Source organism: uncultured Stenotrophomonas sp., assembly GCF_963519125.1.
Taxonomy (GTDB): Bacteria; Pseudomonadota; Gammaproteobacteria; order Xanthomonadales; family Xanthomonadaceae; genus Stenotrophomonas.
The window spans coordinates 138,894-164,915 of the sequence record NZ_CAUQLJ010000006.1; the positions used below are offsets into that span (position 1 = coordinate 138,894).

Sequence of the window (26,022 nt, forward strand, 5' to 3'; positions counted from 1 at the left end):
GACCCGATGCAGACCCGCACCCGTCGTACCTCGCTGTCGCTGCTTTCGTTCGCACTGGCACTCTCCCTCGCGCCGCTGGCCCAGGCCACCGACGCCCAGGCCCCGGACGGCCCGCGTGCCCTGCCCGGCTCGCTGCCCCTCATTCCCGCCCCCGCCCAGCTGCAACGCCTTGAGGGCGCGGGTTATACCGTCACCTCCACCACCGCGCTGCGTGCGCAGGGTGCGGCCGCCCAGCGCGTGGCCGGCCTGTTCGCCACCCAGCTGCAGCACAGCGGCGGCCCGGCACTGGCCGTGGCCACCGCGCGCGGCACCGATGGCATCCGCTTCGTGCTCGACGCGACGCTCAAGACCGGCGCCGAGGGTTACCAGCTGCGCAGCGATGCGCGCGGCGTGACCGTGCAGGCTGCGACCGAAGCCGGCCTGTTCTACGGCGCGGCCACCCTGTCGCAGCTGCTCACCGGCGGCAGCAACGGCGTGGTGCCGGCGCTGAAGATCGACGACGCGCCGCGCTTCAGCTGGCGCGGCCTGATGCTGGACTCGGCCCGCCACTTCCAGAGCCTGGACGAGATCAAGCGCGTGCTCGACGCGATGGCCGAACAGAAGCTCAACACCTTCCACTGGCATCTCACCGATGACCAGGGCTGGCGCATGGAGATCAAGCGCTACCCGAAGCTGACCGGAGTGGGCAGCTGCCGCATTCCGGCCGGCGATGGCGGCCGCGACCCGGTCACCGGCGAGCCACGCCCCTATTGCGGCTTCTATACCCAGGACCAGATCCGTGAAGTGATCGCCTACGCCGCCGCGCGCCACATCCAGGTGATTCCGGAAGTGGACGTGCCCGGCCACGCCACCGCCGCGATTGCCGCCTACCCCGAGCTGGGCACGATCGACACGCCGCTGCAGCCACTCAGCGAATGGGGCGTGTTCCCGAACCTGTTCAACACCGAGGAAAGCACGTTCGAGTTCCTGGAGAACGTGCTGGAAGAGGTCATCGAACTGTTCCCCGCCAAGTACGTCCACGTCGGTGGCGACGAGGCGGTGAAGGACCAGTGGGAGGCCAACGCGCGCGTGCAGGAGCGCATGCGCGAGGTCGGCGCCGGCACCGAAAATGAAATGCAGGCGCACCTGATCAAGCGCCTGGAGAAATTCCTGGAGCAGCACGACCGCCGCCTGATCGGCTGGGACGAAATCCTCGAAGGCGGCCTGCCGCCGGAGGCCACGGTGATGTCATGGCGCGGCACCGAAGGCGGCCTGAAGGCCGCCAGCGAAGGCCACGACGTGGTGATGTCGCCGGTTACCGACATGTACATGGACTACCTGCAGACCAACTCGGAAAACGAGCCGCCGGGCCGCCCGCTGACCACGCCGCTGGGCCGCGTGTACGGCTTCGAACCGGTGCCCGACGCGTTGGCCAGGGACAAGGAACAGCACATCCTGGGCCTGCAGGCCAACATGTTCACCGAGCACACCCGCAGCGTCGCGCGGCTGCACCACAACGTGTTCCCTCGCCTTGCCGCGGTGGCTGAAACCGGCTGGACGCCGCGCGACCGCCGCAACTTCGCCGATTTCCTGGCCCGGTTGCCGTCGCAGCTGCAGCGCTGGCAGGCGATGGGCATCGCGTATGCGCAGACGCCGTTCGAGGTGGAAGCCGACGTCAGCGACGACCGCAAGGCCGGCACCGCCACGCTGGCGCTGCGCAACCCGCTCAACTACGAAATCCGCTACAGCGTGGACGGCAGTGCGGTCACCGCGCAATCACCACGTTACACCGCGCCGCTGACCCAGCCACTGCCGGTTGGCGTGCAGGCCGCTGCGTTCTTCGATGGACAGGCACTGGCCAAGGCGGCCAGCCGCTTCGACATCACCGCGCAGTCGCTGCTCACGCGCAACGACGAGCATCTGGCGATGTGCCCGGGCGAAGGCAAGCTGTTGCTGCGGCTGGAAGACGATGGTCCGTTGCAGGGTGAGCGCGCGATCTTCAACGTCAACATCTTCAACCCGTGCTGGCTGTGGGAGAAGGCTGACGTCGACGGCATCGCCAGCCTGCGCGTGCGCGCGGGGCAGATTCCGTACTACTTCCAGCTGGCCCACGACGAGCCGCAGCGCCGCTTCGTGAAGGCGCGCAGCGCGCATGGTGAGATGGACATCCTCAATGCACAGTGCGATGGCAAGCCCCTGGCCAGCGTGCCGCTGCCGGCCGCGCCGGGTGCGGATGGATTCATCACGTTGGAAGCGAAGCTGCCGCGTTCGCTGAAGGGCCGCCAGGACCTGTGCGTGCGTTTCACCGGCGATACGCGCCCGACGATGTGGGTGCTGGACGAGTTGACGCTGGTTCCGCGCTGAGGTTTTCCGGGTGCCGGCAATAGCCGGCACCCGCGCGATGGTGGGAACCGCATTGGTAGGGTCGGTTCCCAAACGACCGCCGATAACCATGATCGGCACGGTGACGCATGGACTCCGGAACGAAATGCGCTTCTTGCGTTCGGAGGTCATGCGCCAATGATCTGCTCGTTGTTATCGGCGGTCGTTTGGGAACCGACCCTACCGCCAGTCAGCCCCGCAGACGGATCAACACATCGCGCAACGGCGTAAAGGTGATCGCCATCCCGGCGATCACCCCGGTCGTGTTGGCCAGCGCATCCATCGGGTCGGCCATGCGGTTGGTGGTCAACGCGCCCTGCAGGAACTCGATGCCTACGCCGAGCAACACCAGGCCCGCGCCAGCGCACAGCAGCGCCGTGCGCGTGCGCGTGCGGTAGATCTGTACCGCCGCCGAGGCCAGCAGGAAATACGCGAGGAAATGCTCGACCTTGTCGCTGTTCGGCGGCAACCCCAGTGGCGGCGGCGGAATCAGGCACACCACGATCGTCACCACGATCGCCAGCCACCACAGCCCCAGCCACAGGCGCGGGAAGCGCAGTGGCTTCAACATCCCGGTGGCCGGCATCTCAGAGACGCCAGGTCAGGTCGCCCAGCGCGAACGCCGGTTCGAAATCCACGTCGCGCTGGAACCCCATCACCTGGAAGCGCTCGCCCATTTCGCTGGGCAGGGTGAGCTTCTTGACCTGGTCGCGCAGGCGCAGCTTGCCGACCTCGTCGGCACGGCCCTCGGCCAGCGCCAACAGCGCGTCCAGGCCATTGCCGAGCAGGAAGCTGGACTGCGTGCAGTACCCGGCGAGCTCGAACCCGGCATGGGTGCCGGCCTCCGCCAGCGCGGTGAAATCCACCGAAGCAGTAAGGTCCTGCAGGCCCGGCCACAGGAACACGTCGTTGTGCACATGGTGGCGGTAGAACGCGCGCACGGTGCCGTCGTCGCGGTCGTCGTTGTAGAACTCGTTGCGCGGGTAGCCGTAGTCGACGAACAGCATGGCGCCGCGCTTGAGCCCACCGGCCACCGCCTGGATCCAGTACGGCAGGTGCGGCAGCAGCTCGGAACGGTAGCCGTCGGCAAAGGGCTTCTCACGGTAGCGCTCCAGGTGGCGCACTGCCGCGCTCAACATCGCGTCGGCCGGCTGCGCGCCGCGCATGAACGCGCCGTTGGCATCCAGCTCCACCGTTTCCTCGTAGACCATGCCGTCGCGCGCGAGGAAACGCGGCGTGGGCAGGGCGTCGATCACTTCGTTGGCGAACACCACCCCGTCCCAGTCGTCGTCGAACGGGCCGTCCAGCCATTCCACCAGGGCAAACAGCGGCGGCACCAGCGCGCGTTCCAGGCGCTCGCGCTGGCGTTCGCGCAGGTCCGCACTCGGTTCCAGGATCGCGTAGCGCTCGGGCAGCGCGTCCAGTTCCAGCATGCGCTTGAGCAGGATCTCGGCGAACGCACCGCTGCCACCACCCAGCTCCAGGAACCGCGCTTCCGGCCCGAGCTGCTGCATCACGGGGGCGATGGCGTTGGCCAGGGTCGCGGTGAACAGCGGCCCCATTTCCGGTGCCGTGGTGAAGTCGCCGGCCTCGCCGAACTTGCTGGACCCGGCGCTGTAATAGCCGTAGCCGGGCGCATACAGGCTCAGCTCCATGAACCGGGCAAACGGCATGGCGCCGCCATTGGCGAGGATCTCCGCGCGCAGGGCAGCGGCCAGTTCGTCGCTGTGGGCCAGGGCGTCGGTGTCGGGCGTGGGCAGTGAAGAATGCATGGTGCAGGCGATTGCGGTGACAATGCACAGCATAGCCGAGCTGCAAGGAGCCCCGATGACCGCCACCACACCCGTCGTGCTGATCACCGGCAGCGCGCGCCGGATCGGCGCCGCGATTGCCCGCCAGTTCCATTCCTGCGGCTGGTCGGTGGTGCTGCACGCCAACACCTCCACCACCGAGCTGCAGCAGATGGCCTTCGACCTGGACATGCTGCGCCCGGGCAGCGTGCTGGCCCTGCAGGCCGACCTGCGTGACGCCGAGGCCCTGCCCGACCTGGTCGAACAGACCGTGGCCCAGTTCGGCCGGCTGGACGCGCTGGTCAACAATGCCTCCAACTTCTACCCGACCCTGCTCGGCCAGATCACCGCCGAGCAGTGGGACGACCTGTTCGCGGTCAACGCCCGCGCCCCGCTGCTGCTGGCCCAGGCGGCGGCCGTGCAGCTGCGCCGCCACCAGGGCTGCATCGTCAACCTGACCGACCTGCACGGCACCCAGCCGATGCGCGACCACCCGGTGTACGCCGCCGCCAAGGCCGCGCTGGAAATGGTCACCCGCTCGCTGGCGCTGGAGCTTGCGCCCAAGGTACGGGTCAATGCAGTGGCGCCGGGGGCGATCCTGTGGCCCGAACAGGGCAAGGACGACTACGCGCAGCAGGCGCTGCTGGCGCGCACCCCGCTGGGCCGCACCGGGACGGTGGAGGAGATTGCCGAGGCGGTATATTGGCTGGTCAACGACGCCCCGTTCGTGACCGGGCACACATTGCGGGTGGATGGGGGGCGGACGTTGTCGTGACAGGGGTTATCCCAGTTCCACGACCTCGAACACGTCGCCATGTTGCGTGTGCGCTCGCCACAATGCGGCCAGGTCCAGCCCGCTGACCGGGTCCACGAAGTCCGGCGCGATGTCCGCCAGCGGCTTGAGCACGAAAGCGTGCTTCAGCTCCGGGCGCGGAATTCGCAGGTGGCCGGGGCCTTCCACGATCAGGTCGCCATAGAACACCACGTCGATGTCCAGGGTCCGGTCGCTGAAGCGCGGCCCGCTGCGGTCGCGGCCGTGCGCGTCTTCGACCGCATGCAGCCAGGCGTCCAGCGCCTCCAGCGGCATGTCGGTTTCCAGCGCGACCGCATTGTTGAGGAAGGCCGGGCCGTCGAACCCCACCGCCGCGGTGCGGTAGGCCGGGGACACCCCGATATCGCCGAAACGCTGGCGCAGCACGGCCACCGCGGCGTGAAGATGCTGTTGCGGCTGCAGGTTGCTGCCCAGGCTCAGGAGCACAGTGGTCATGGTATTCAGCGTACGTGGGGCGAATCCACACGGGACCAACAGGGTCACCGCATAGAATCGGGGTGCACATCATAGGACACCGACATGACCTATTGCGTCGGCATTGCGGTGGATGAAGGCCTGGTCTTCGCCGCCGATACCCGTACCAACGCGTCGCTGGACGACGTTCGCGTGCACCGCAAGCTGCACGAATTCGAGTTCCCGGGCCAGGCCAGCTTCGTGATCATGGCCGCCGGCAACCTCGCCACCACCCAGTTGCTGATCTCGCGGCTGCACCGCGACGTGGAGGAACAACGGCCGGAGAACCTGCGCGCCTACCGACACCTGTTCGAGGTCGCCGAGTACGTGGGCCGGGTGCTGGTCGACAGCCAGGTCAAATGCAGCAACCCCGAGCACGGCCATGACGGGGTCAACACCCAGGCCACCCTGATCCTGGGCGGCCAGGTCGGCGGCGAGCATCCCGGGCTGTACATGATCTATCCGCTGGGCAATGCGATCGCGGCCTCGCCGGAGACCCCGTTCCTGCAGATCGGCGAGTCCAAGTACGGCAAGCCGATCCTGGACCGCATCATCCGGCCGCAGACCCACCTCGACGACGCGGCGCGCACTGCGATCGTGTCGTTGGACTCGACCATCCGCTCCAACCTGTCGGTTGGCCTGCCGGTCGACCTGGTGCTGCTGCGCGCCGGCGACCTGCACATCAGCCACCGCATGCGGCTGGCCGGCGACAGCCCGCTGTATGCGGAAATCCATGGCAACTGGTCGCGGCGACTGGAGCAGGCGGTGGCATTGTTGCCGCGGTTCCCCTGGGAGGGGTGATCACGCCAACGCGTCGGCCACCGAGCGGAACACCTGCTGCATCTCAAGTGGCTTGCGCAACAGGTGGACATCCACGGTTCCCGGGAATTCCTGCAACGGCACCGGTTCGTCGGCGTCCTCCAGCACCAGCGCCGGCCCGTGGTAACCCAGCGCGGCCATTTCGCCCAGCAGATGCCCGGCCGACAGCAGTTTGTCGCCGGCATCGGCGATCACCAGCGCCGGCATCGACTCCTGCTGCATCCAGCGCAGCGCGGCGCCGCCGTCGGAGGCCAGCTGCAGGTGGTAGCCCTGGCTGGACAGCGCGTTGCCCAGCAGCGACAGCCGGGTCGCCTCGCCGTCCACCACCAGGATCGATTGCCCGGTACCCGCGGCCACCGGCTGCGCCGGCTGCGCCTCCTCGACGATCTCGGCACGGATCGGCAGCAGCAGCACGAAGCAGCTCCCAACGCCGGGGGTGCTGGCGACCTGGATACTGCCCTTGGCACCTTCGATGATGCGCTTGCACGAAATCAGGCCCAGGCCGGTGCCGTTGGGCTTGGTGGTGAAGAACGGATTGAACAGGCGCGACATCACTTCCGGCCCCATGCCCACGCCTTCGTCGTTCACCGACAGGCGCAGCCGTTCCGGGCCGCGCGGGTCGGCGTCCGCTTCGGCGCGCAGGGTCAGGCGGCCGCCGTCGGGCATGGCCTGGATCGCGTTGAGCGCCAGGTTCAACAACACCTGCTGCAGCTCGGTGTAATTGGCGTCCACCGTCAGCGCCGGGTCGCGCACCTCCAGGTGCAGGCTCACGCGCGACGGTAAGGTACTGCGCAGCAGCAGCTCGATCGCCTCGAACAGGTGCGCGACCTGGATGCGTTCGCTGGCGTTGCGCGAGCCGCGCACGAACGAGAGCATCGACTCGGCCATCTCGTGCCCGCGCCGGCCGCACTCGGCGATCACGTCCGCGAGGTGGTGCAACTGCGGGTCCAGGGTACGCGCTTTGAGCAGCTCCGGCATGATCAGCAGCGGCTGCAGGATGTTGCGCAGGTCATGGCTGAGCCCGGCGGCCAGCAGCGACAGGCTTTCCAGACGCTGCGCACGCATCAGTTCGGCTTCCACCCGCTGGCGGTCGATCGAACCCCGCGCATCGCGCACCGCGCGTGCCACCGCCGAGGGCAACCGCGCCGGCTGGTGCTTGATGATGTAGTCGTTGGCGCCCTGGTGCAGGGCAGCCACCGCGTTCTCTTCGCCCAGGGTGCCGGAGACGAAGATGAAGGGCAGGTCCGCGTGCCAGCCACGCACGATCTCCAGCGCCTGGTTGCCGGCGAAGCCAGGCATGCCCAGTTCGGACAGGACGATGTCCGGGGCGAAGCGCAGCAGCGCCTCGCGCAGTTCAGCCGCCGTCTCCACCCGCTCGAAACTCGCCTGCAGTCCGGAATCGAGCATCTGCCGGCTCATCAGCGCGGCGTCTTCAGGCGAATCTTCCACCAGCAGGATGCGCAGGTGTCCCAACGAAGACCCGATCGGTGGCATGGCGTACTCGGCCTCCCCGGCCGGGTTCATGTATGGCGTGAATATACTCCACACCAACGTGAATACGGGACAGAACCGGACAGTCCCCGGGACAGCAAAAAGGGCGCGCCCTGCGGCGCGCCCCCGGTGTATGCGATGCGGTGCCGATCAGCGCTTGGCAGCGGCGCCGGCCACCATGAGGGCCTTGGAGTCGACACTCTTGACGCCCTTGATGCCCTTCGCGGTCATCACGGCCTTGTCGTGCTCAGCCTTGGTGGCAACGGTGCCGGACAGCGACACCACGCCGTTGACCGTTTCAACCTTGACGTCGGTGCCAGACACATTGCTGCTGGCCAGCAGGTCGCTCTTGACCTTGGTGGTGATCCACGTATCGGTGACCGGTTCGGCCGAATCATGCTTGTCGGCATGCGTCATGGCGCTGTGGTCGGTGGTCTTCGGCGGATCCTTGGCCATTGCTGCGGAGGTGCCCAGCAGCATGCCGAAGGCGAGCGAAGCAGCAAGCAGATTACGCGTAGTGTTGGTCATGTGCGGTGTCTCCCTGGTGTGTGTCGCCAGTGTCGGCCGCGGTGCGTACACGGCACGTCGCAGCCACATCAAATCGCCGTGAACCAGTCAGCTTGATCCCCAACGGTTCACGTTTCCGCACTGCATCAATTGCAATTATTCTTACTCCACGCACACACCCAAGGCCATTTCATGAGCGCGACCCTGCAGGTGGGACTGATCGGTTACGGCCTGGCCGGCAGCGTGTTCCATGCGCCCTTGATCCAGCACACGCCCGGGCTGTCGTTGCACGCCATCGCCAGTTCGCAGCGCGACCGGTTGCTGCGCACGTTTACCGACGTGCACGTTCACGCGCAGGCCGATGACCTGCTGGCGGACCCGGCCATCGACGCGGTGGTGATCGCTACGCCGAACGAGCAGCATGCGCCGCTGGCACTGGCCGCGCTTGAAGCCGGCAAGCATGTACTTGTAGATAAGCCGTTCGCGTTGAGCACGGCCGAAGCACGTACGGTGGTGGATGCCGCACGTGCCGCCGAGCGCGTGGTGAGCGTGTTCCAGAACCGGCGCTTCGATGCGGACTATCTCAGCCTGCGCGGTGTGCTGGAATCCGGTGCATTGGGACGGATTGCCGAATGCCACTCCCACTTCGACCGCTTCCGTCCGCAGGTGCGCGACCGCTGGCGCGAGAGCGACGCACCGGGCAGTGGCTTGTGGATGGACCTGGGCCCGCACCTGCTCGACCAGATGCTGCAGCTGTTCGGCTGGCCCGAAGCGATCAGCGCCGACATCGACGCACAACGCGACGGTGCACGCAGCGACGACTATTTCCACGCCGTGCTGCACTACCCCGGTCTGCGCGCGATCGTGCACGCCGGCTCGCTGGTGGCCGCGTCTGCACCGCGCTTTGCGGTGCATGGCAGTTTGGGCAGTTACCTCAAAGACGGTCGCGACGTGCAGGAAGACCAGTTGCGCCAGGGCATCGCGCCGGGCGCACCGGGCTGGGGGCTGGACCCGGTGCACGGGCTGCAGGTGCAGCTGGATGGAGATGGCAAGGTGCACCGCCAAAGCGTGGATAACGTGTTGGGCGACTACCGGCGCTTCTATGCCGCATTCCGCGACGCAATGCTGGGCGACGGCGAACCGCCGGTGACTGCCGAGCAGGCCCTTCAGCTGATGCGCCTGCTGGAAGCCGGCCGCGAAAGCGCCGACACCGGCCGGCGCGTGGATCTGCGGTAAGACGTGTCCCAAACGATGCCGACGAGCGCGCCGGTAGGGTCGCATCCCGATCGACCGCCATTGCATTTTCCGGAGCCGGTTGGGCATGACTTTACCGAAGGAACGCCTCCGGCACAGGTCATGCGTTCGTCGCGCCGATCACCCATCCGTGCGGTCGTTTGGGAACCGACCCTACCGTGCAGGTCCCCATGATCACGGCGAGGTCAGGGCGCGACGTTATTCCTTCATCATCGCGTGGCCGCCGAACTGGTTGCGCAATGCGGACAGCATGCGGTCGCTGAAGGAGTTCTTTTCGCGCGAGCGCAGGCGTTCCAGCAGCGACAGGGTGATCACCGGTGCGGACACGTCCAGGTCGATCGCCTCGGCCACGGTCCAGCGGCCTTCGCCGGAATCGGGCACGAATGGCGCGATGCCGTCCAGCTGCGGGTTGCGCTGCAGCGCGTCGGCGCTGAGATCGAGCAGCCACGAGCGCACCACGCTGCCGTGCTGCCACGCCTTCGCCACCTCACCCAGGTCCAGGTTGAATTCGGTCTTGCGCTGCATCAGCGCGAAGCCCTCGGCATAGGCCTGCATCATCCCGTACTCGATGCCGTTGTGGACCATCTTGCAGAAGTGCCCTGCCCCGCTCGGCCCGACATGCGACCAGCCACGATCCTCGGCAGGTGCCAGCGTCCTGAAGATCGCACCAATGCGCTGCACTGCTTCGGCGTCGCCGCCGATCATCAGGCTGTAGCCTTCCTGCAGGCCCCACACGCCGCCGCTGGTGCCGCAGTCGATGTAGGTGACGTCTTCTTCGAGCAGCTGAGCGGATCGGCGCATCGAATCCTTGTAGTACGAATTGCCGCCGTCGATCACCACGTCGCCTTCGGACAGGTGCGGCGAGAGCGACGCCAGGGTCTGGTCGACCACGTCGCCGGCCGGCACCATCAGCCACACCACGCGCGGTACCGACATCGTCGCCAGCGCCTCGGCGACGGTCGCACTCACTTCGAAGCCACGCGCGGCAGCGCTGGCACGCGCGGCCTCGCCCGGGTCCACGCCGATCACGCGGTGGCCGCCGCGATGCAGCCGCTCGGCCATGTTGGCGCCCATGCGCCCCAGTCCAATCATTGCAATTTCCATGACTCACCTCTGCTCGGGTTGCGAATCTCTCGATGCTGCCGCGCACTGCTGGAGTTGGGTATCCACCCAGCGGCGGTACAGCGTGGTATGCAGGTTGTGCAGGCCCAGCTCGAACGCGAACGGCGTGCGCGGATTGCGGTCGAGCAGGCGTGACACGTGATAGCCCACCGGACGTATACCGCGCGGGTGCACATAAATCACGAACCCCTGGTAGAACGGATCGTCCAGCAGGGCGTCCAGTTCAGCCAGCACCGGCTGCTGCCGCGCCGGCAGCGACGCGCGCAGCGCCGGGTCGCGCTCGAACAGCAGCCGCTCGAAGCGTCGCGGTCCCGGCCCGGGTATCTGGTTGGCCAGTTCCCAGATGCGCTGGTTGACGCGATCGTAGTGGGCGAAACCACCGAGCGTGCGCACCGCCTCACCCGCCGCCGCGCTGACTTCCACCACCACGAAGTTCTCGGCCTGGTTGTTGATGTCGTCCAGGAACTGGCGGTCGAACACGTGCTCGATGAAACCCGGTGCGCCGACGAACGCCTGCCGGCCCATGCGCGAGGTGCGCACCGCCTTGCCGTCGCCGAAGAATTCCCCCGCGTGCTTCCCAAGCAGGATGCTGTCGGTGTCGTGCAGGGTCAGGAAGGTGCCGATGGAGAGCTCGGCCGGGCTGAAGGCCGCATCGAAGCCGGCGTCGCCGTACAGCTCGCGCTGGGTAGCCAGTTGCGCGACCTGGCGGCCCACCCCGCACTCGCTGCGTACACGGCCGTCATAGAAGGCCTGCAAGGCCGTGCTGTTGCGGCCGGCCGGCTGGTAGCCGCGGCCGAGGCTGCGGAAGCCTTCCCAGCCCTGCGCGGCCGCGCCACCGGGGCCGAAGCCGATCCAGCCCAGCTGCAGCCCGGAGAAGCGGTAGCCCGGGTTGTCCTGCAGCCGTGTGGCCGCGCGCCGGGTCGCGTTGCCCAGTTCAAAGGCGTACGCACAGACCGTCGCGGGATCGTCCAGCAGACTGCGCAGGAAAGCCTCGCGCTGCGCGGCTGGCCAGGCGCGCGGCAGCTGCACGCGGAGGTCACCGGCCGCCTGCGCATCGCGCAGCGTGTCGCGGTCGCAGACCGGGCCGCCGTGCACGCGCGGCGCATCGATATCGGCCTCGCCCAGCTGCCAGCCCAGGCGTTCCAGCAGCGATTGCATGCAGTCGGACGGCGCGGCGCTCGTCGCGCCCGGCAGCGACAACACCACGGCAAGCGCCAGCACCACAGCACGCGGCCGACGGCGGCGAGGAAGTCGCGGACGCGCCACCCTGGCTCCGGTCAGTTCTGCGACGTGGGCGTGTGGTCAACCTCAGGCACCGCCTCGGCCGGAGCAGGTTCCGGCACCATCGCGGGTGGCATGGCTGCGGGCGCAGCCGCAGGGGGCAATGGCGCGGTCGGGCCCGGTTCCGGAACCGGGGTCGGCGGCGTCGGCACCGGCGGCACCGGCTCGGGCGTGCCGGCCTTGGCTGCCGGCAGGTACTGCTGCAGGCGGGCGAAGAAGCGGCGGTAGAAGTCGGCGTCCTGCACGGTGCTGCTGGCCACCTTCACCAGCGAGTCGTCATTGCTGCCGAACGGCAACGAGACCGAGCCGAGCGCGCCCACGCCGACACTGGCCGAGGTCGGGCTCTTCTTCAACGCATAGCGGTCCTGCACCGCGCTGATGAACACCAGCGCCTCCTCGCCGCGCGCCGCGCAGGAGATGCGCAGCACCAACTGTTCGTGCGCGTCTTCGCGCGGCTGGAAGTTCTTGTTGCCCTCGACCGCATCGGCGTCGGCGCGCGCGATCGCATAGCCCTGGCTGAGCAGGGTGCGCCGTGCGGCCTCGCAGGCCTGTGCCGGCGTGCCGGGTACCGTGCGCGAATAGGTGTCGCCCGAATCGAAGGATTCGCGCAACAGCGTGCTGTCGGCCGCCTTGCCGCCGCAGGCGGACAGGGTCAGGGCCAACAGCCCGGCCGGAAGTGCGTAGGACAGCCGCATGAGCGCTCCTGCAGGAGGGTGATCGCCCCAGCATAGGGCCGGACACGTATGCGCGGGGTCTAAAAGCGAAAAGGCCGGCGTCTCCGCCGGCCTTTCGTTTCAGGAGGATTCACCCGATCCAGGCGTTCAGTCCGCCCAGCGGCCCGCCGCGGTCGACTGCGGCAGCACCTGTGCCGACAGCGGACGGTCCTCGGCCAGCAGGTTCACCGCGTCGGCCAGGATCGCCGCCGACTCACGCAGCAGCGGATCCGGACGCTTCTCGGCGGCCTTCTCGCGCGCGGCGTCCTTGACGATGTCGCGCTCGTTGCCGGTCAGGCCATCGTCGTTGCTGTCGTCGGCCAGCGGGTCCAGGTCCAGGCCCAGTTCCTTGCGGGTCGCCTGGCGCTGCTTGCGCTGGGTTTCCTGGCGCTCACGCTCGGCACGGCGCTCGCCCTCGTTGAGCGAGATGTACTTCTTGGCCGCCTCGGTGCGGAACTGCTCCACGTCCTCGTTCCACCACTGGAATTCCTTGTCGGTGGCGATGCGCGACGCGTGGCGGCTTTCCAGCTTGGGCAGCAGCGGACCGAAGTTGCCGTACTGGGTATGCGGCACGGCAGCGATGCGGGTCCACGGCAGCGCGTTGTCGTAGGTGCTTTCGCCGTACTCGCTGGCGTCCACGCTGGCCGGGAAGGCCAGGTCAGGGACCACGCCCTTGTGCTGGGTGCTGCTGCCGCTCACGCGGAAGAACTGCGCGATGGTCAGCTTGACCTGGCCGAAGCGCTGCGCTTCGCCGCTCGGCCAGCGGTCCAGGTCGACGATGTTCTGCACGGTGCCCTTGCCGAAGGTGGTTTCACCAATGACCAGGCCACGGCCGTAGTCCTGGATCGCACCGGCGAAGATTTCCGACGCCGAGGCCGACCCGCGGTTGATCAGCACCGCCAGCGGACCGTCCCACGCCACCGCCTCGCTGCGGTCGTTGTTGACCGTGACCCGGCCACCGGATTCGCGCACCTGCACCACCGGGCCCTGCTCGATGAACAGGCCGGTCAGCTCGATCGCCTCGTCCAGCGAACCACCACCGTTGTTGCGCAGGTCCAGCACCACGCCGTCCAGCTTGTCGTTCTTGAAGCCGGCCAGCAGCTTGGCCACGTCGCGGGTAGCCGAAGCATAGTCGGTCGCGTTGCGGCGGCGGCCCTCGAAGTCCTGGTAGAAGGTCGGCAGCTTGATCACGCCGACGCGGCGCTCAGGTTCGCCATCCTTCGCCGGAATGGTCAGCGTTTCGCCCTTGGCAGCCTGTTCGGCCAGGCGAACCTTCTGCCGGGTCAGCACGAGCATGTGCGGCTTGCCGTCCACGCCTTCCTCGGCCGGAATGAATTCCAGCCGCACCTGGGTGTCCTTCTTGCCGCGGATCTTGGCCACCACGTCATCGATGCGCCAGCCGATCACGTCCTCGACCGGACCCGACTTGCCCTGGCCCACGCCGACGATGCGGTCACCCGGCTTCAGCGTGCCGTTCACCGCCGCCGGACCACCGGCGATGATCTCGCGGATCACCACCATGTCGTCCTGGCGCTGCAGCTGTGCGCCGATGCCTTCCAGCGACAGCGACATCGCCTGGTTGAAGTTTTCCGCCGTGCGCGGGGTGAAGTAATCGGTATGCGGATCCACCGCGCTGGTATAGGCGTTGAGGAAGAACTGGAACACGTCCTCGCCCTTCAGCTCGTTGACCGACTTCTCCAGCTGCGCATAGCGCTTGTCCAGCGTCTTGCGGATCTCGGCCGGCTGCTTGCCGGCCAGCTTCAGCCGCAGCCAGTCGTTCTTCACCGACTTGCGCCACAGGTCATCCAGTTCCGCACTGCTCGCCGCCCACGGCACGTCCTTGCGGTCGTACTCGAAGCGCTCGTCGGTGCTGAAATCGAAATCCTGCTTGAGCAGCTTGCGCGCATAGCCAACCCGCTCGCCCACGCGCTGCTTGTACACCGCAAACACCTGGAACGCCGGCTCCAGCTCACCGCCCCGGATCGCCGAGGAGATGTTGGCCTCGAACGGCGCGAACTTGGTGATATCTGCCTGGGTAAAGAACTGCTTGCTGCCGTCCAGCGACTCCAGGTACCGCTTGAACACGTCCTTGGAAGTCGCCGCGTCCAGCGCGCGCGGCCGGTACGCATACCGGCTGTCCGAAAGCAGCCCGTAGACCAGCTTCGAGGTCGTGACCTGGTCGGCGGTCGCCGCCGACGGCAGCGCCGGCGAATCGGCAAAGGCGGACAGCGCCAGCGGGGCGCTCAGCGCCAGGGCCAACAGGAATGCGGGGGCTTTGAATTTCATCGACTTGCTCATGGCACCTTGCCAGGGGAGAGACTGCGTGCGGATCAGACCACACGACAGTGCCGAAAGTTGCGGGGTTTGTCATCCAGCGCGACAGAACGCGCATTTCCAGCCTAAACCGCGCCCTGTACGAAATCGTGAATGGAACGGAGAAGCCGGAGAAACAACGGTTTGCGCGCACGCCAAACTGAGCGATGAACGGAATCCGGGTCGGACGGCATTCAGCCCAGAACGCGGGCCGGCCTCTTCGATCCGCCCGAATGGGACTCTACGGGGCCGAGGGCGGGTAGCCCCGGCCGGGACTGTGAGCGGCATGGATGCCGCGACCAAGCCCCCATGGATGGGTTTACGGCGTGTCCCGGACGGGGCTACCCGCCCTCGGCCCAGCACGGGACACGGAGGCGCCCCGCTCTAAGCGCGGACCCACCCGGAAAGTCAGGCGACGCCTGCGCCCTTGGCCTGCACGTCGGCGTGGTACGAGGAGCGCACCATCGGGCCGGAGGCCACGTGGCTGAAGCCCAGCTCGTAGCCGTAGTCTTCCAGCGCCTTGTACTCGTCCGGGGTCCAGTAGCGCAGCACCGGGTGGTGGTGCGCGGTCGGCTGCAGGTATTGGCCGATCGTGATCATGTCCACGTCGTGCGCGCGCAGGTCGCGCATCGTCGCCCGCACCTGGTCCATCTCCTCGCCCAGGCCGAGCATGATCCCCGACTTGGTCGCGATCGACGGGTGCTGCGCCTTGAAGTTCTTCAGCAGCGTCAGCGACCACTGGTAGTCCGCGCCCGGCCGCACATTGCGGTACAGGTCCGGCACGGTTTCGATATTGTGGTTGAACACATCCGGCGGGTTCGTCGCCAGGATGTCCAGCGCCCGTTCCATGCGGCCCTTGCCACGGAAGTCCGGGGTCAGCACCTCGATCCGCGTGTTCGGCGACTTCGCCCGGATCGCCCCGATGCAGTCCGCGAAATGCTGCGCACCGCCGTCGCGCAGATCATCGCGATCCACGCTGGTCACCACCACGTACTTCAGGCCCATGTCCGCCACGGTCTGCGCCAGACTGGCCGGTTCGCCCGCGTCCGGCGGCTTCGGCCGGCCATGCGCCACGTCGCAGAACGAACAGCGCCGCGTGCAGACCTCGCCCAGGATCATGAACGTCGCCGTCCCGTGGCTGAAGCACTCGTGGATGTTCGGGCAGCTGGCCTCTTCGCAGACCGTCACCAGACGGTTCTCGCGCAGCTTGGCCTTCAGCGTCTGCACCGCGTTGCCCGACGGAATCCGGACCCGGATCCACGACGGCTTGCGCAGCACCGGCGCGTCGGCGAACTGCACCGGCGAACGGCCGATCTTGTCGCCGCCCAGCTGTTTGACCCCCGCCTGCAACGGCGCGGCGGACGGCGTGTCGCCCTGCACGACCTGCAGGGGAATGATGCGAGCGGTGGTTTCAGTCATGGTCAGTCAGATCGGGCAGGTCCGCGGCGGGCTGGAGGTCCAGGCCGAACTGGCGGGCCAGGTGGCCCATCAGTACCGGCGTGACGGCCGCCACGCCGGACGGTCCCCCCAAGTCTACCACCGAGGTCACCTGCAGCCCCTGGTAGCCGCAGGGATTGATGCGGTGGAACGGTTCCAGGTCCATCGCCACATTGAAGGCCAGGCCATGGAAAGTGCAGCCCCGGCGGACCCGGATGCCCAGCGCGGCCACCTTGGCCCCGCCCACGTACACCCCCGGCGCACCGTCCAGCCGTTCAGCCCCGATATTCCATTCGCCCAGGGTATCGATGATGGCCTGCTCGATCCGACACACGTAATCGCGCACCCCGATACCGAGCCGGCGCAGCTGCAGCAGCGGATAGACCACGATCTGGCCCGGCCCGTGGTAGGTCACCTGGCCGCCGCGGTCCACGTGCAGCACCGGAATGTCGCCCGGCGCCAGCACGTGCTCGTCCTTGCCGGCCTGGCCCAGGGTGAACACCGGGTCGTGCTCGACCACCCACAGCTCGTCGGGCGTGTCGTCGGTGCGCGCGTCGGTGAAACGCTGCATCGCATGCCACACCGGCGCGTAGGCCTGCCGGCCGAGGTCGCGCACGATGGCCCGCCGGGCCGCCCTCTGCCCGGGGGCAGCGGCGTCCAGCGCACAGACGGCTACAGGGTCCACTTCACTTCCGGATGGTTGCGCAGCGCCTCATGGGCGGCGTCGAGCTGCTCGCGGTTGTCGGCCTTGAAGACCAGCTTCACCGACACATACTTGCCGTTCGAAGACGTTTTCCAGTTGATGCGCTCTTTGAGCACTTCAATGCCGGCTGCCTGCAGCAGCAGCGGAAGTTCGTGCTCCAGACCGATGTTCGCCGCGCCCATCGCGCTGAGCTCGAACTGACCGGGGAACTGGAAGCCGTGTTCGGGGTTGTCAGACTTGATTTCCATGGCCGGATTATGGGGATGGAAACGACGGAACCCAAGCCCTGCCGGAACGTGCGCACAGTGGCGCCCAACGTTACGTGAAGATCGGCGTTCATCAACAAAACGATCCAGTGCATGCGCGGCGTTGAGATGACCTCACACCCTGACTACGCTGCACCCGCTTAAAAGTGGATAAACCATCAGCGGGATCACCATGCAGTTGAAGCCCTTTGCGTTGCCGGCCGCACTCGCCGGTGTGCTTGCCTTGGCCGCGCCCGCCGTACAGGCCGCCGAACAATGTGGACCGGATGCGATGAGCGAGCATCCCCCCCAGATCAACTTCCGCGTCGACAACGACCTGTTCGGTGGCGCCGACCAGGACCAGGGCTATACCAACGGCGCCCAGATCACGCTGGTCTCGCCCAACCTGGTCGACTACACCGACGACCCCTGCCTGCCGCGGCTGGCGCGCTGGGTCAACCGCCACCTCGAACGCCTGGCCCCCGGCGAATTCGAGCAGCAGAACATGATCTTCAGCTTCGCCCAGCAGATCTACACGCCCAAGGACTTCACCCGCCGCGACGTGATCGAGGACGACCGTCCCTATGCCGGCGTGCTGGTCGGCAGCTTCGGCTACAACGCACGCCGCGGCGATCGCCTGCAGACCACCCAGCTCACCCTGGGCGTGGTCGGACCCTTGGCGCTGGGCAAGGAAGTGCAGGATGCCGTGCACGACGCGCTGGGCGACGAGAAATTCCAGGGCTGGGACAACCAGCTGCACAACGAGCCGGTGGTGATGCTGACCCACGAGCGCATGCGCCGCTGGCCGGCCGACGCCACCGACAACCTCAGCGGGTGGGGCTGGGATGCGATCAGCCACTACGGCGGCGCGGTCGGCAACCTGGCCACCCACGTCAACGCCGGCGGCGAAGTGCGCTTCGGCTGGAAGCTGCCGGACGATTTCGGCAGCACCCCGCTGCGCCCGGCGGGCGAGAACACCGCGCCCACCCGCGGCGGCAAGTCCAGTGGCTGGTCGTTCCACCTGTTTGCCACCACCGACGCCGCCTGGGTGATCCGCGACATCACCCTGGACGGCAACACCTTCCGCAACAGCCACAGCGTGGACAAGCGCAACGTCGTCGGCCAGGCCGGCTACGGTCTGGCGGTGATGTACAACCGCTGGAAGTTCGCCCTCGCCCGCTACCACAGCACCCGCGAGTTCGACCTGCAGGACCAGTCGCCGATCTATGGGTCCTTCACCATCAGCCGGTCGTTGTAAACGGCCGGCGTGACGCAAAAAAAGACCGGCTTTTGCCGGTCTTTTTTTTATTCCGATTCCCACCACATCCAGAAGCTGTCCCACAGGCGCTTGAAGAACCCGGCTTCCTCCACGGCGGCCACGGCCACCAGCGGAGCCTGGGCCACCACCTTGCCGTCCAGGGTCACCTTCAGCGTCCCCACTTCCTGGCCGGCGGTGAACGGCGCTTCCAGGGTCTTGGGCACGTCGATGCTCGGCTTCAGATCGTTGTAGCGGCCGCGCGGCACGCTCACCAGCAGCGGCTGGGCCACGCCCAGCTGCAGCTTGTCGGCCGTGCCCTTCCACACCTTGTGCTCGGCCACGGCCTTGCCCGGCTCGTACATGCGGTGCGTTTCGAAGAAGCGGAAGCCCCAGTTGAGCAGCGCCAGGCTGTCGTCGGCGCGCTGCTTTTCCGAAGAGCCGCCCAGCACCACCGCGATCAGGCGCTGGTCGCCGCGCTGCGCCGAACTCATCAGGCAGTAACCGGCTTCCGAGGTGTGGCCGGTCTTGATGCCGTCCACGCTCTGGTCGCGCCACAGCAGCAGGTTGCGGTTGGGCTGGGTGATGCTGCCCACGGTGAATTCCTTCACCTTGTTGTAGGCGTAGGTTTCCGGGTAGTCACGCACGAACGCGCGGCCGAGCAGCGCCAGGTCGTAGGCGGTGGTGTGGTGGCCTTCGGCGCTCAGGCCGTGGGCGTTGACGAAGTGCGAGTCCTTCATGCCGATCTTGGCGGCATAGCTGTTCATCAGCGAGGCAAACGCTTCTTCGCTGCCGGCCACGTGTTCGGCCAGGGCGATCGCCGCGTCGTTGCCCGACTGGATCGCCATGCCCTTTTCCATGTCTTCCAGGCGTGCGGTCTGGTTGACCGGGAAGCCGCTGTAGCTGCCGTCGGTGCCTGCGCCGCCTTCGCGCCAGGCGCGCTCGCTCATCATCACCTGGTCGTCGGTGCGGACCTTGCCATTCTTCACTTCGGCGGCGACCACGTACGAGGTCATCACCTTGGTGATGCTGGCCGGCGCCAGCTGTTCATTGATGTTTTCGCCCGCCAGCACCTGGCCGGTGGCGTAGTCCATCAGGATCCAGGCCTTGGACACGCTGGGCTTGGGCGCCGGCGGGGTGGCCACGGTGGCCGGCGCGGCGGCGGCGGGAGCAGGTGCCGGGGCGGGCGTCGGCAGGGGGGTCTGGGCGGAGACCATGCCCACGAACAGGGTCGTGGCCAGGGCAGCAGCGGCAAAGCGGAATTTCATCGGACAGCAAGCTCCAGGAAGGCGCCAAGGGGATTACAGGGGACGGCCATTGTAGGGCCATGGGGTGGCCGCACGCGCAGGCGTGCCCGGCCTGGCCGCATTCACTCTTTTACGATCTGGGGCGACCCGAATCCCAGACCGGCAATGCGACCGGCAAGTTCCGAGGCGCTGGCCGTGTCGGCAGCGGGTACGCGCAGGCGCCACAGGGTACGACCCCCGCTGACAATGTCGCTGATGCTGGCGCCGACGATGCCGGCCGAAGACAACTGGCCCAGCGCGCGGGTTGCGTTTTCACGGCTGGCGAAGCTGGCCACCTGCAGCAATACGTAGCCGACCTGCTCCTGCAGCGACGCACTCGGCGTCGGCGCAGGCGCCGGGCGTACAACCGTGGGGGCCGGGCGCGCAGCCGCCACCACCGGTGCAGCCGGCGGCAGGGTGCTCACCGTGACGGGGCCTGTCTCCAGCGAGGCAGCCTGGGTGGCCGCAGGCTGGGCGTTGCCGACCGGGCGCGGCGACGGTGGCGGCAGAGCGCCGACCAGCCGGTCCATGTCGCTGGCGCGCTTGGGCGGCGGCGCGGCGGCGGCTACCGGCGCGGCAGCGGCGGCGGCAATGGCACGGCGCTCGCGGCGCGAGGGTTTGTCGGCCAACAGGTTGTCGTCGCCCGGCTGCAGCGCGCGAATCTCCACATTACCGGTGCCGCGCTGGGTGATGCCCAGCCGCACGGCCGCGGCATAACTGAGGTCGACCACCCGGCCGTCATGGAACGGCCCACGGTCGTTGACCCGCACGATCACCGACTCGCCGTTGTCCAGGTTGGTCACCCGCGCAAAACTCGGCAGCGGCAGGGTCTTGTGCGCGGCGGTAAAGGCGTACATGTCGTACACCTCACGGTTCGAGGTGAGGCGGCCATGGAACTTGGCGCCGTAATACGACGCGGTGCCCTTCTCTGCGTAGCCACGGGTGCTGTCCATGACCTGGTACTGCTTGCCGAGTACCGCATACGGTGTCTTGTTGCCGACCGGCGAACGCGGCAGGTCGACGACGTCCGGCTCGGGAATGCAGGCCACGTTGGGAATGTAGGTGGGCGTGCTGTCGTTCACGCCGGGCTTGTACAGCCCGCCGGCGCGGTAGTTGCCGCGCGTGCTGGGATCCTCGGTTGCCGCCTTGTACGGCGAGCCTTCCGGGCAATGCGCCGGGCGGCTGCCCTTGCCCGCGCCCTGCACCAGTGTGCCGCTGGATTTGCCACCGCCGACGCTGGCGGCCGGCGGCTTCTTCGGTGCACTGCTGCAGGCGGCCAGGGCCAGGATCAGCAGGCTGGGGACCACCCATCTGCAGCGTGCGAATACGTTCATGCCGGCGGCAACTCCTGTCCGGCAATGGCCTGGGACAACTGGTACACGGCCATCGCGTACATTTTGGAAAGGTTGTAGCGGGTGATCGCGTAGTAGTTCTGGAAGCCCAGCCAGTACTGCTTGCCGGTGCTGCCCTCCAGCGTGATCGGGGTGGCGGTCAGACCCGCGGCGACCGGAACGCTGGGCTGGTAGCCGCGCTGGGCCAGCTCGGACAGGGTCCAGCTCGGGGTCCAGTCGGTCGGGTCGAACGGTGCGCGACCGGCGGCCAGCGTGGCCGGCACCGCGACCGGACCGCCGCGTACCCAGCCACCCTTCTTGACGAAGTAGTTGGCGATCGAGGAGAACACGTCATCAAAGCTGTTGAACAGGTCGCGGCGACCGTCGCCGTTGCCGTCCACGGCGAAATCCAGATAGCTGGACGGCATGAACTGGCCCATGCCCATGGCGCCGGCATAGCTGCCCTTGATCGCGAGGATGTCCAGCTTCTCGTCGCGGGTGAGCGCGAACAGGCGCGCCAGTTCGTCGCGGAAGTACAGCTCGCGACGCACTTCGCGCTCCAGCTTGGCCGGGTCGCCGCTGCGCGGGTAATTGAAGGCGAGCGTGTACAGCGCGTCGAGCACGCGGTAACTGCCGGTATTGCCGCCGTAGCTGGTTTCCACGCCGATGATCGCCACGATCACTTCGGCCGGCACGCCGGTACGTTGCTGCACGCGCATCAGCTCGTCGCGGTGCTGGGCCAGGAATTTCTTTCCTCCATCGATCCGCGCCTGGCTGATGAACATCGGCCGGTACTCGTTCCACGGCTTGACCCGCTCGGCCGGACGCGACATCGCCGCGATGATCGGGTCGCGCACCTGCGCCTGGGCCAGGGTGGCTTCGATCTGGGCGGCTGGAATGCCGTAGCGCGCAGCGGTGTCGCGCACGAAGTTGGCGCGGGCGGTTTCGAACGGAACGGGGGTCAGATCGACCGGCGGGGCGGTGGCCGCAGCACCTTCCGGCGCAGCTTCGGCAGGCCCCTTGTGGGCCACGCCCGGTTTGTTGGGCGCACCCGACGCCTGCGGCGGCGGTGATGGGGACTGCGGCTGGGTCGCGCAGGCGACCAGACCGAGCGTGAGCATGCAAGCCAAAGTGCGTCGAATCATCGCCGCAGGTTAGCAGGTCAAAGATGAAATAAAACCCCTAACACCATGAATCCCAACGATTTGCGCAGACAACCGCCAATTCGTTAAGAGCGTGTGTAGAGGTCGTGCCAAGGTATCGCCGGTTGCGTCCCCATCCCCATGGACGCAACCGGCTTACCGACCAGGTCGATACCAGCGCGACGCGCTACTCCCCAGCGCAACGTCGCACCCCCTGTACCCGTTAGGTCAACTACGTCCCGCAGCGCCTGGCGCCTCGCTTGGCACGACGCGCAGCTGCTTGCGGGCCGCCATTGTGCAGGCCGTTTACGACAAGTCCATTGATCGTGATCAAGCGCATTCATAACTGTGCGCGTCATCCCACTTTCCCGTCGGGTCGTTGACACCTCCTGCACGGATGCTGCCGGTTTCAGCACATTAGTAACGATCCAACGGCCGGATTGCGCAAAACCCAACGTATATTCCGCCGCCGTTTTGACTAGACATATCTGCAGCGCGACAGAATGTCGCCGCTCAGCTGTAGCCGCCGTGCACCGGCTGGTGGGCGCGGGCGGCCATCACCAGCCCGAACCCGGCCAGCAACGAGACCGCCGAGGTGCCGCCGTAGCTGATCAGCGGCATCGGCACGCCCACCACCGGCAACAGGCCGGAAATCATGCCGCCGTTGACCAGCACGTAGACGAAGAACGCCAGGCCGGTGGCGCCGGCGAGCAGGCGCGAATACGAGTCGCGCGACTGCGAGGCGATCCACAGGCAGCGCCCGATCACCACCAGGTACAGCGCCAGCACGGTGGCCACGCCGATCCAGCCGAACTCCTCGCTCAGCACCGAGAAGGCGAAGTCGGTGGTCTGTTCCGGAATGAAATTCAGGTGCGACTGCGAGCCCTGCCCCCAGCCCTTGCCGTCCAGGCCACCGGAGCCGATCGCGATCTTGGACTGGATGATGTTCCAGCCGGCGCCCAGCGCGTCGCTCTCGGGGTCCAGGAACATCATGATGCGGTCCTTCTGGTACGGCCGCAGCAGCCAGATCCAGGCCACCGGTGCCGCCGCGGCCGCGCCGCCCACCGCCACACCCACCCACCACCAGGGCAGGCCGGCGAGCAGCAGCACGAAGGCGCCGCTGGCCGCGATCAGCACGCCGGTGCCGAAGTCCGGCTGCAGCATCACCAGGCCGGTCGGCACGCCGATGATGACCGCGCTCACCAGCACGGTGTTGAAGCGTGGTGGCAGTGGCATGCGGTGCAGGTACCAGGCCACCATCATCGGCAGGCTGACCTTGAGCAGCTCGGCCGGCTGCAGGTAGAACAGTTTGAGGTCCAGCCACTGGCGGCCGTACTTGCCGGTGCCGAGCACGAACACGGCCAGCAGCGGAATCATCGAGATTGCATAGATCAGCGGCGTGGCCGAACGGATGCGCAGGATCGGCACCCGTGAAATCATCCACAGCGCGGCCAGCCCCACCGCGAAACGCGCGGCCTGGGCGAACACCAGGCCATCGCCGCCAGCGCTCTTGAGCACCGACAGGCCGATCAACATCAAGGCACCCAGGGCCAGGCACAGCACCCAATCCAGGGTGCTGCAGAAGCGCACGACCATGTCGGTCGCCCAGCGCAGGAAATCCTTCATCGGGTGCGCTCCGGGGGCGTCGGCGGGGCGGCGGCAGGCGCCAGCGGTGCGCCGGGCAACGGCGCTGGTGTGGGCGCCGGTTCGGGCAGGCCGACGAGCACTGGCAACGACTCCAGCGCGGCAGCGGCGAGATCACCGGCCTCTCGCGCGGCGCTGTCGCCTTCAAACGGGGTCATGCCGATCGCCGTGGTGCCGCGGGCGCTGTCCAGCGGCTCCATGCCTTCGGGCATCTTGCCCAGCAGCCAGGCGTCGAACAGCTTGCGCGCGATCGGTGCAGCCGCCGAGCCGCCGTAGCCGCCACCTTCCACGGCGATGGCCAGCGCGATCACCGGGTTTTCGGCCGGGGCAAAGCCCACGAACAACGAACGGTGGCGCAGGTGCATCGGCAGGCTCTTGGGATTCACCGCTGCGGTACCGCGGCGGCTGATCACCTGGGCGGTGCCGGTCTTGCCGGCGATGGTGTACGGCGCGCCGGCCGCGGCACGCGCACCGCTGCCGCCGGGGCGCATGGTACCCATCATGCCCTCGCGCACGGCCTGCAGGTTGCCCGGGCTGGGGCTGACCGGCTTGCTGGCGCCGGCGGGGGTGGCCACCCAGTCGGCGTCGAACCCTTCGCGCTGCTGCATCACCAGGTGCGGGGTGCGCAACTGGCCGTTGGCGATGCCGCCGACGCCGTGCACCAGCTGCAGCGGGGTCACTTTCCAGTCGCCCTGGCCGATGCTGACGTTCACCGTGTCGCCGGGGTACCAGCGTTCCTTGCGCGCCTTCGCCTTGTTCTGCGGTGACGGCAGGATGCCGCCGATCTCGCCGGTCAGGTCGATCCCGGTGGGCTCGCCGAAGCCGTAGTAGCCCATGTAGTGGTCGAACTTCTCGATCCCCATGTCCAGGGCGAGCTTGTAGTAATAGGTATTGACCGACTGGGTGATCGACTTGCGCAGGTCGGTCCAGCCGTGGCCGCCGCGGTTGGCGTCGCCCCAGCCGCGCGAGGTGCCCGGCAGGTAGAACATGCCGGTGGACAGGATCTTGTCCTCGGGGCGGCGGGTACCGCTGTCCAGGCCGGCAAGGCCGATCAGCGGCTTGATCGTCGAACCCGGGGCCACGCCACCGAGCACCAGGCGATTGAACTGCGGTCGCGACGGATTGTCGTTGAGCGCCTTGAAGTCGGCGTGCGAGATGCCGTTGACGAACAGGTTGGGGTCGTACGACGGCAGGCTGACCATCGCCAGCACCTCGCCGGTGCGTGGGTCCATCGCCACCGCCGAGCCTTCGAACTCGCCGAAGGCGGCGACCATCGCGCGCTGCAGGTCAGCGTCGATGGACAGGCGCAGGTCGCTGCCGGACTGCGCGGCGACCCGGCCGATGGTGCGGATGGCGCGGCCCTGCACGTTGGTCTCGACCTGCTCGTAGCCGACCTTGCCGCGCAGTTCCTGCTCGTAATAGCGCTCCAGCCCGGACTTGCCGATGTGGGTCAGCGCGGCATTGCCTTCGCCGAGGATCTCCAGGTCCTTGTCGTCGACGCGGCCGACGTACCCGATGATGTGCGCGAACAGGTCGCCGTACGGATAGCGACGGGTCAGGTAGGGTTCGAGCTCGACGCCGGGGTAGCGCCAGCGGTCCACCGCGAAGCGCGCCATTTCCTCATCGGTGACGCGCAGCTTGAGGGTCACCGGCAGGAAACTGCGGCGCGCCTTGCGAGACTTGTTGAAGGTCTCGATGTCTTCCGGGCTGATGGTCAGGATCGTCGCCAGCCCGGCCAGGGTGGCGTCCATGTCCTTGACCTTGTCCGGGGTGATGTCCAGCCGGAACGCGGGCACGTTCTCGGCCAGCAGTCGTCCGTTGCGGTCGTAGATCATGCCGCGCCCGGGCACCACCGGTCGCGGTTTGATCCGGTTGGCTTCCGACCGGGTGGCATAGATGTCGTGGTCCAGCACCTGCAGCTTGAAGTACCAGCCGCCCAGGCCCAGCAGGCAGACCAGCACGCCGAGGAAGCCCAGCGCGGCGCGGCGCCGGAACTGCTCGGCTTCGGCGTGGGGGTTCTTGGCATGGCGGCGCACGTACATG

The 26,022-nt window shown here is 67.6% G+C and carries 22 protein-coding genes; 5 read left to right on the top strand and 17 right to left on the bottom strand.

The features are described from left to right. Window positions 1-6 precede the first annotated feature (6 nt). Entirely contained in the window at window positions 7-2,343 is a 2,337-nt protein-coding gene (locus tag RYM47_RS06940; RefSeq protein WP_315386803.1) for a family 20 glycosylhydrolase, read from the top strand. A 208-nt stretch (window positions 2,344-2,551) separates the two neighbouring features. Here RYM47_RS06940 and RYM47_RS06945 read toward each other — a convergent pair whose 3' ends face one another. Further along, window positions 2,552-2,932 (bottom strand): VanZ family protein, encoded by a 381-nt coding sequence (locus tag RYM47_RS06945; protein WP_315386804.1) that lies wholly within the window; start codon window positions 2,930-2,932, stop codon window positions 2,552-2,554. Between the two features lie 16 nt (window positions 2,933-2,948). Next, complete coding sequence (locus RYM47_RS06950; protein ID WP_315386805.1) at window positions 2,949-4,133, bottom strand: SAM-dependent methyltransferase; 1,185 nt, start codon at window positions 4,131-4,133, stop codon at window positions 2,949-2,951. A 55-nt stretch (window positions 4,134-4,188) separates the two neighbouring features. Here RYM47_RS06950 and RYM47_RS06955 point away from each other — a divergent pair, with 55 nt between their 5' ends. Continuing rightward, window positions 4,189-4,926, top strand: a complete 738-nt coding sequence (locus RYM47_RS06955; protein ID WP_315386806.1) for a pteridine reductase — start codon at window positions 4,189-4,191, stop codon at window positions 4,924-4,926. A gap of 6 nt (window positions 4,927-4,932) precedes the next feature. Here RYM47_RS06955 and folK read toward each other — a convergent pair whose 3' ends face one another. Continuing rightward, window positions 4,933-5,418: a 2-amino-4-hydroxy-6-hydroxymethyldihydropteridine diphosphokinase gene (gene folK / locus RYM47_RS06960; RefSeq protein WP_315386807.1), complete on the bottom strand. Its 486-nt coding sequence runs from the start codon at window positions 5,416-5,418 to the stop codon at window positions 4,933-4,935. 84 nt (window positions 5,419-5,502) lie between these two features. On the opposite strand from folK, the gene RYM47_RS06965 reads away from it, so the two are divergent. Then, complete coding sequence (locus RYM47_RS06965; protein ID WP_315386808.1) at window positions 5,503-6,237, top strand: 20S proteasome subunit A/B; 735 nt, start codon at window positions 5,503-5,505, stop codon at window positions 6,235-6,237. Here the strand turns inward: RYM47_RS06965 and RYM47_RS06970 are convergent, their stop codons facing one another. Both RYM47_RS06970 and RYM47_RS06975 read right to left on the bottom strand, forming a co-directional pair. Beyond that, window positions 6,238-7,749: an ATP-binding protein gene (locus tag RYM47_RS06970; RefSeq protein WP_315386879.1), complete on the bottom strand. Its 1,512-nt coding sequence runs from the start codon at window positions 7,747-7,749 to the stop codon at window positions 6,238-6,240. Window positions 7,750-7,896: 147 nt separating this feature from the next. Then, window positions 7,897-8,274 carry a BON domain-containing protein gene (locus tag RYM47_RS06975; RefSeq protein ID WP_315386809.1) on the bottom strand — a complete coding sequence of 126 codons (378 nt, stop codon included), beginning with the start codon at window positions 8,272-8,274 and terminating at the stop codon, window positions 7,897-7,899. A gap of 171 nt (window positions 8,275-8,445) precedes the next feature. On the opposite strand from RYM47_RS06975, the gene RYM47_RS06980 reads away from it, so the two are divergent. Continuing rightward, window positions 8,446-9,489 carry an oxidoreductase gene (locus RYM47_RS06980; protein ID WP_315386810.1) on the top strand — a complete coding sequence of 348 codons (1,044 nt, stop codon included), beginning with the start codon at window positions 8,446-8,448 and terminating at the stop codon, window positions 9,487-9,489. Between the two features lie 216 nt (window positions 9,490-9,705). Here RYM47_RS06980 and gnd read toward each other — a convergent pair whose 3' ends face one another. The 7 genes from gnd to RYM47_RS07015 all read right to left on the bottom strand — a co-directional run bounded on the left by gnd (window position 9,706) and on the right by RYM47_RS07015 (window position 17,324). Then, window positions 9,706-10,611, bottom strand: coding sequence for a phosphogluconate dehydrogenase (NAD(+)-dependent, decarboxylating) (gene gnd / locus RYM47_RS06985; RefSeq protein WP_315386811.1), 906 nt, complete (start codon window positions 10,609-10,611; stop codon window positions 9,706-9,708). A gap of 3 nt (window positions 10,612-10,614) precedes the next feature. After that, window positions 10,615-11,787, bottom strand: coding sequence for a hypothetical protein (locus RYM47_RS06990; protein ID WP_315386880.1), 1,173 nt, complete (start codon window positions 11,785-11,787; stop codon window positions 10,615-10,617). Between the two features lie 119 nt (window positions 11,788-11,906). Next, window positions 11,907-12,605: a DUF2242 domain-containing protein gene (locus tag RYM47_RS06995; RefSeq protein WP_315386812.1), complete on the bottom strand. Its 699-nt coding sequence runs from the start codon at window positions 12,603-12,605 to the stop codon at window positions 11,907-11,909. Window positions 12,606-12,731: 126 nt separating this feature from the next. Continuing rightward, entirely contained in the window at window positions 12,732-14,909 is a 2,178-nt protein-coding gene (locus RYM47_RS07000; protein ID WP_315386813.1) for a carboxy terminal-processing peptidase, read from the bottom strand. A gap of 435 nt (window positions 14,910-15,344) precedes the next feature. Further along, window positions 15,345-16,355 (bottom strand): lipoyl synthase, encoded by a 1,011-nt coding sequence (gene lipA / locus RYM47_RS07005; RefSeq protein WP_315386814.1) that lies wholly within the window; start codon window positions 16,353-16,355, stop codon window positions 15,345-15,347. Next, the gene (gene lipB / locus RYM47_RS07010) at window positions 16,348-17,034 is read right to left on the bottom strand and encodes a lipoyl(octanoyl) transferase LipB (protein WP_315386881.1); all 687 of its coding nucleotides are present in this window, start codon (window positions 17,032-17,034) and stop codon (window positions 16,348-16,350) included. The genes lipA and lipB overlap by 8 nt, the downstream gene beginning before the upstream one ends. 11 nt (window positions 17,035-17,045) lie before the next feature. Beyond that, window positions 17,046-17,324 carry a DUF493 family protein gene (locus tag RYM47_RS07015; RefSeq protein ID WP_315386815.1) on the bottom strand — a complete coding sequence of 93 codons (279 nt, stop codon included), beginning with the start codon at window positions 17,322-17,324 and terminating at the stop codon, window positions 17,046-17,048. A 190-nt stretch (window positions 17,325-17,514) separates the two neighbouring features. Here RYM47_RS07015 and RYM47_RS07020 point away from each other — a divergent pair, with 190 nt between their 5' ends. Beyond that, window positions 17,515-18,579, top strand: coding sequence for a lipid A deacylase LpxR family protein (locus RYM47_RS07020; protein WP_315386816.1), 1,065 nt, complete (start codon window positions 17,515-17,517; stop codon window positions 18,577-18,579). Between the two features lie 47 nt (window positions 18,580-18,626). On the opposite strand, the gene RYM47_RS07025 is transcribed toward RYM47_RS07020, so the two are convergent. The 5 genes from RYM47_RS07025 to mrdA form a co-directional block, all read right to left on the bottom strand. Further along, entirely contained in the window at window positions 18,627-19,844 is a 1,218-nt protein-coding gene (locus RYM47_RS07025; RefSeq protein WP_315386817.1) for a D-alanyl-D-alanine carboxypeptidase family protein, read from the bottom strand. Window positions 19,845-19,945: 101 nt separating this feature from the next. Then, complete coding sequence (locus tag RYM47_RS07030) at window positions 19,946-21,196, bottom strand: septal ring lytic transglycosylase RlpA family protein (RefSeq protein ID WP_315386818.1); 1,251 nt, start codon at window positions 21,194-21,196, stop codon at window positions 19,946-19,948. Further along, complete coding sequence (gene mltB, locus RYM47_RS07035; RefSeq protein ID WP_315386819.1) at window positions 21,193-22,338, bottom strand: lytic murein transglycosylase B; 1,146 nt, start codon at window positions 22,336-22,338, stop codon at window positions 21,193-21,195. Before mltB ends, RYM47_RS07030 begins: the two co-directional genes overlap by 4 nt. A 510-nt stretch (window positions 22,339-22,848) precedes the next feature. After that, window positions 22,849-23,961 carry a rod shape-determining protein RodA gene (rodA, locus tag RYM47_RS07040; RefSeq protein ID WP_315386820.1) on the bottom strand — a complete coding sequence of 371 codons (1,113 nt, stop codon included), beginning with the start codon at window positions 23,959-23,961 and terminating at the stop codon, window positions 22,849-22,851. After that, window positions 23,958-26,021, bottom strand: a complete 2,064-nt coding sequence (gene mrdA / locus RYM47_RS07045; RefSeq protein ID WP_315386821.1) for a penicillin-binding protein 2 — start codon at window positions 26,019-26,021, stop codon at window positions 23,958-23,960. The genes rodA and mrdA overlap by 4 nt, the downstream gene beginning before the upstream one ends. Window position 26,022: the final 1 nt, after the last annotated feature.

Bases quoted from the DNA above. Each gene is read 5' to 3' on its own strand.
- RYM47_RS06940 (WP_315386803.1), top strand. From the start codon at position 7: ATGCAGACCCGCACCCGTCGTACCTCGCTGTCGCTGCTTTCGTTCGCA.
- RYM47_RS06945 (WP_315386804.1), bottom strand. From the start codon at position 2,932: ATGTTGAAGCCACTGCGCTTCCCGCGCCTGTGGCTGGGGCTGTGGTGG.
- RYM47_RS06950 (WP_315386805.1), bottom strand. From the start codon at position 4,133: ATGCATTCTTCACTGCCCACGCCCGACACCGACGCCCTGGCCCACAGC.
- RYM47_RS06955 (WP_315386806.1), top strand. From the start codon at position 4,189: ATGACCGCCACCACACCCGTCGTGCTGATCACCGGCAGCGCGCGCCGG.
- folK (WP_315386807.1), bottom strand. From the start codon at position 5,418: ATGACCACTGTGCTCCTGAGCCTGGGCAGCAACCTGCAGCCGCAACAG.
- RYM47_RS06965 (WP_315386808.1), top strand. From the start codon at position 5,503: ATGACCTATTGCGTCGGCATTGCGGTGGATGAAGGCCTGGTCTTCGCC.
- RYM47_RS06970 (WP_315386879.1), bottom strand. From the start codon at position 7,749: ATGCCACCGATCGGGTCTTCGTTGGGACACCTGCGCATCCTGCTGGTG.
- RYM47_RS06975 (WP_315386809.1), bottom strand. From the start codon at position 8,274: ATGACCAACACTACGCGTAATCTGCTTGCTGCTTCGCTCGCCTTCGGC.
- RYM47_RS06980 (WP_315386810.1), top strand. From the start codon at position 8,446: ATGAGCGCGACCCTGCAGGTGGGACTGATCGGTTACGGCCTGGCCGGC.
- gnd (WP_315386811.1), bottom strand. From the start codon at position 10,611: ATGGAAATTGCAATGATTGGACTGGGGCGCATGGGCGCCAACATGGCC.
- RYM47_RS06990 (WP_315386880.1), bottom strand. From the start codon at position 11,787: ATGCAATCGCTGCTGGAACGCCTGGGCTGGCAGCTGGGCGAGGCCGAT.
- RYM47_RS06995 (WP_315386812.1), bottom strand. From the start codon at position 12,605: ATGCGGCTGTCCTACGCACTTCCGGCCGGGCTGTTGGCCCTGACCCTG.
- RYM47_RS07000 (WP_315386813.1), bottom strand. From the start codon at position 14,909: ATGAAATTCAAAGCCCCCGCATTCCTGTTGGCCCTGGCGCTGAGCGCC.
- lipA (WP_315386814.1), bottom strand. From the start codon at position 16,355: ATGACTGAAACCACCGCTCGCATCATTCCCCTGCAGGTCGTGCAGGGC.
- RYM47_RS07015 (WP_315386815.1), bottom strand. From the start codon at position 17,324: ATGGAAATCAAGTCTGACAACCCCGAACACGGCTTCCAGTTCCCCGGT.
- RYM47_RS07020 (WP_315386816.1), top strand. From the start codon at position 17,515: ATGCAGTTGAAGCCCTTTGCGTTGCCGGCCGCACTCGCCGGTGTGCTT.
- RYM47_RS07025 (WP_315386817.1), bottom strand. From the start codon at position 19,844: ATGAAATTCCGCTTTGCCGCTGCTGCCCTGGCCACGACCCTGTTCGTG.
- RYM47_RS07030 (WP_315386818.1), bottom strand. From the start codon at position 21,196: ATGAACGTATTCGCACGCTGCAGATGGGTGGTCCCCAGCCTGCTGATC.
- mltB (WP_315386819.1), bottom strand. From the start codon at position 22,338: ATGATTCGACGCACTTTGGCTTGCATGCTCACGCTCGGTCTGGTCGCC.
- rodA (WP_315386820.1), bottom strand. From the start codon at position 23,961: ATGAAGGATTTCCTGCGCTGGGCGACCGACATGGTCGTGCGCTTCTGC.
- mrdA (WP_315386821.1), bottom strand. From the start codon at position 26,021: ATGTACGTGCGCCGCCATGCCAAGAACCCCCACGCCGAAGCCGAGCAG.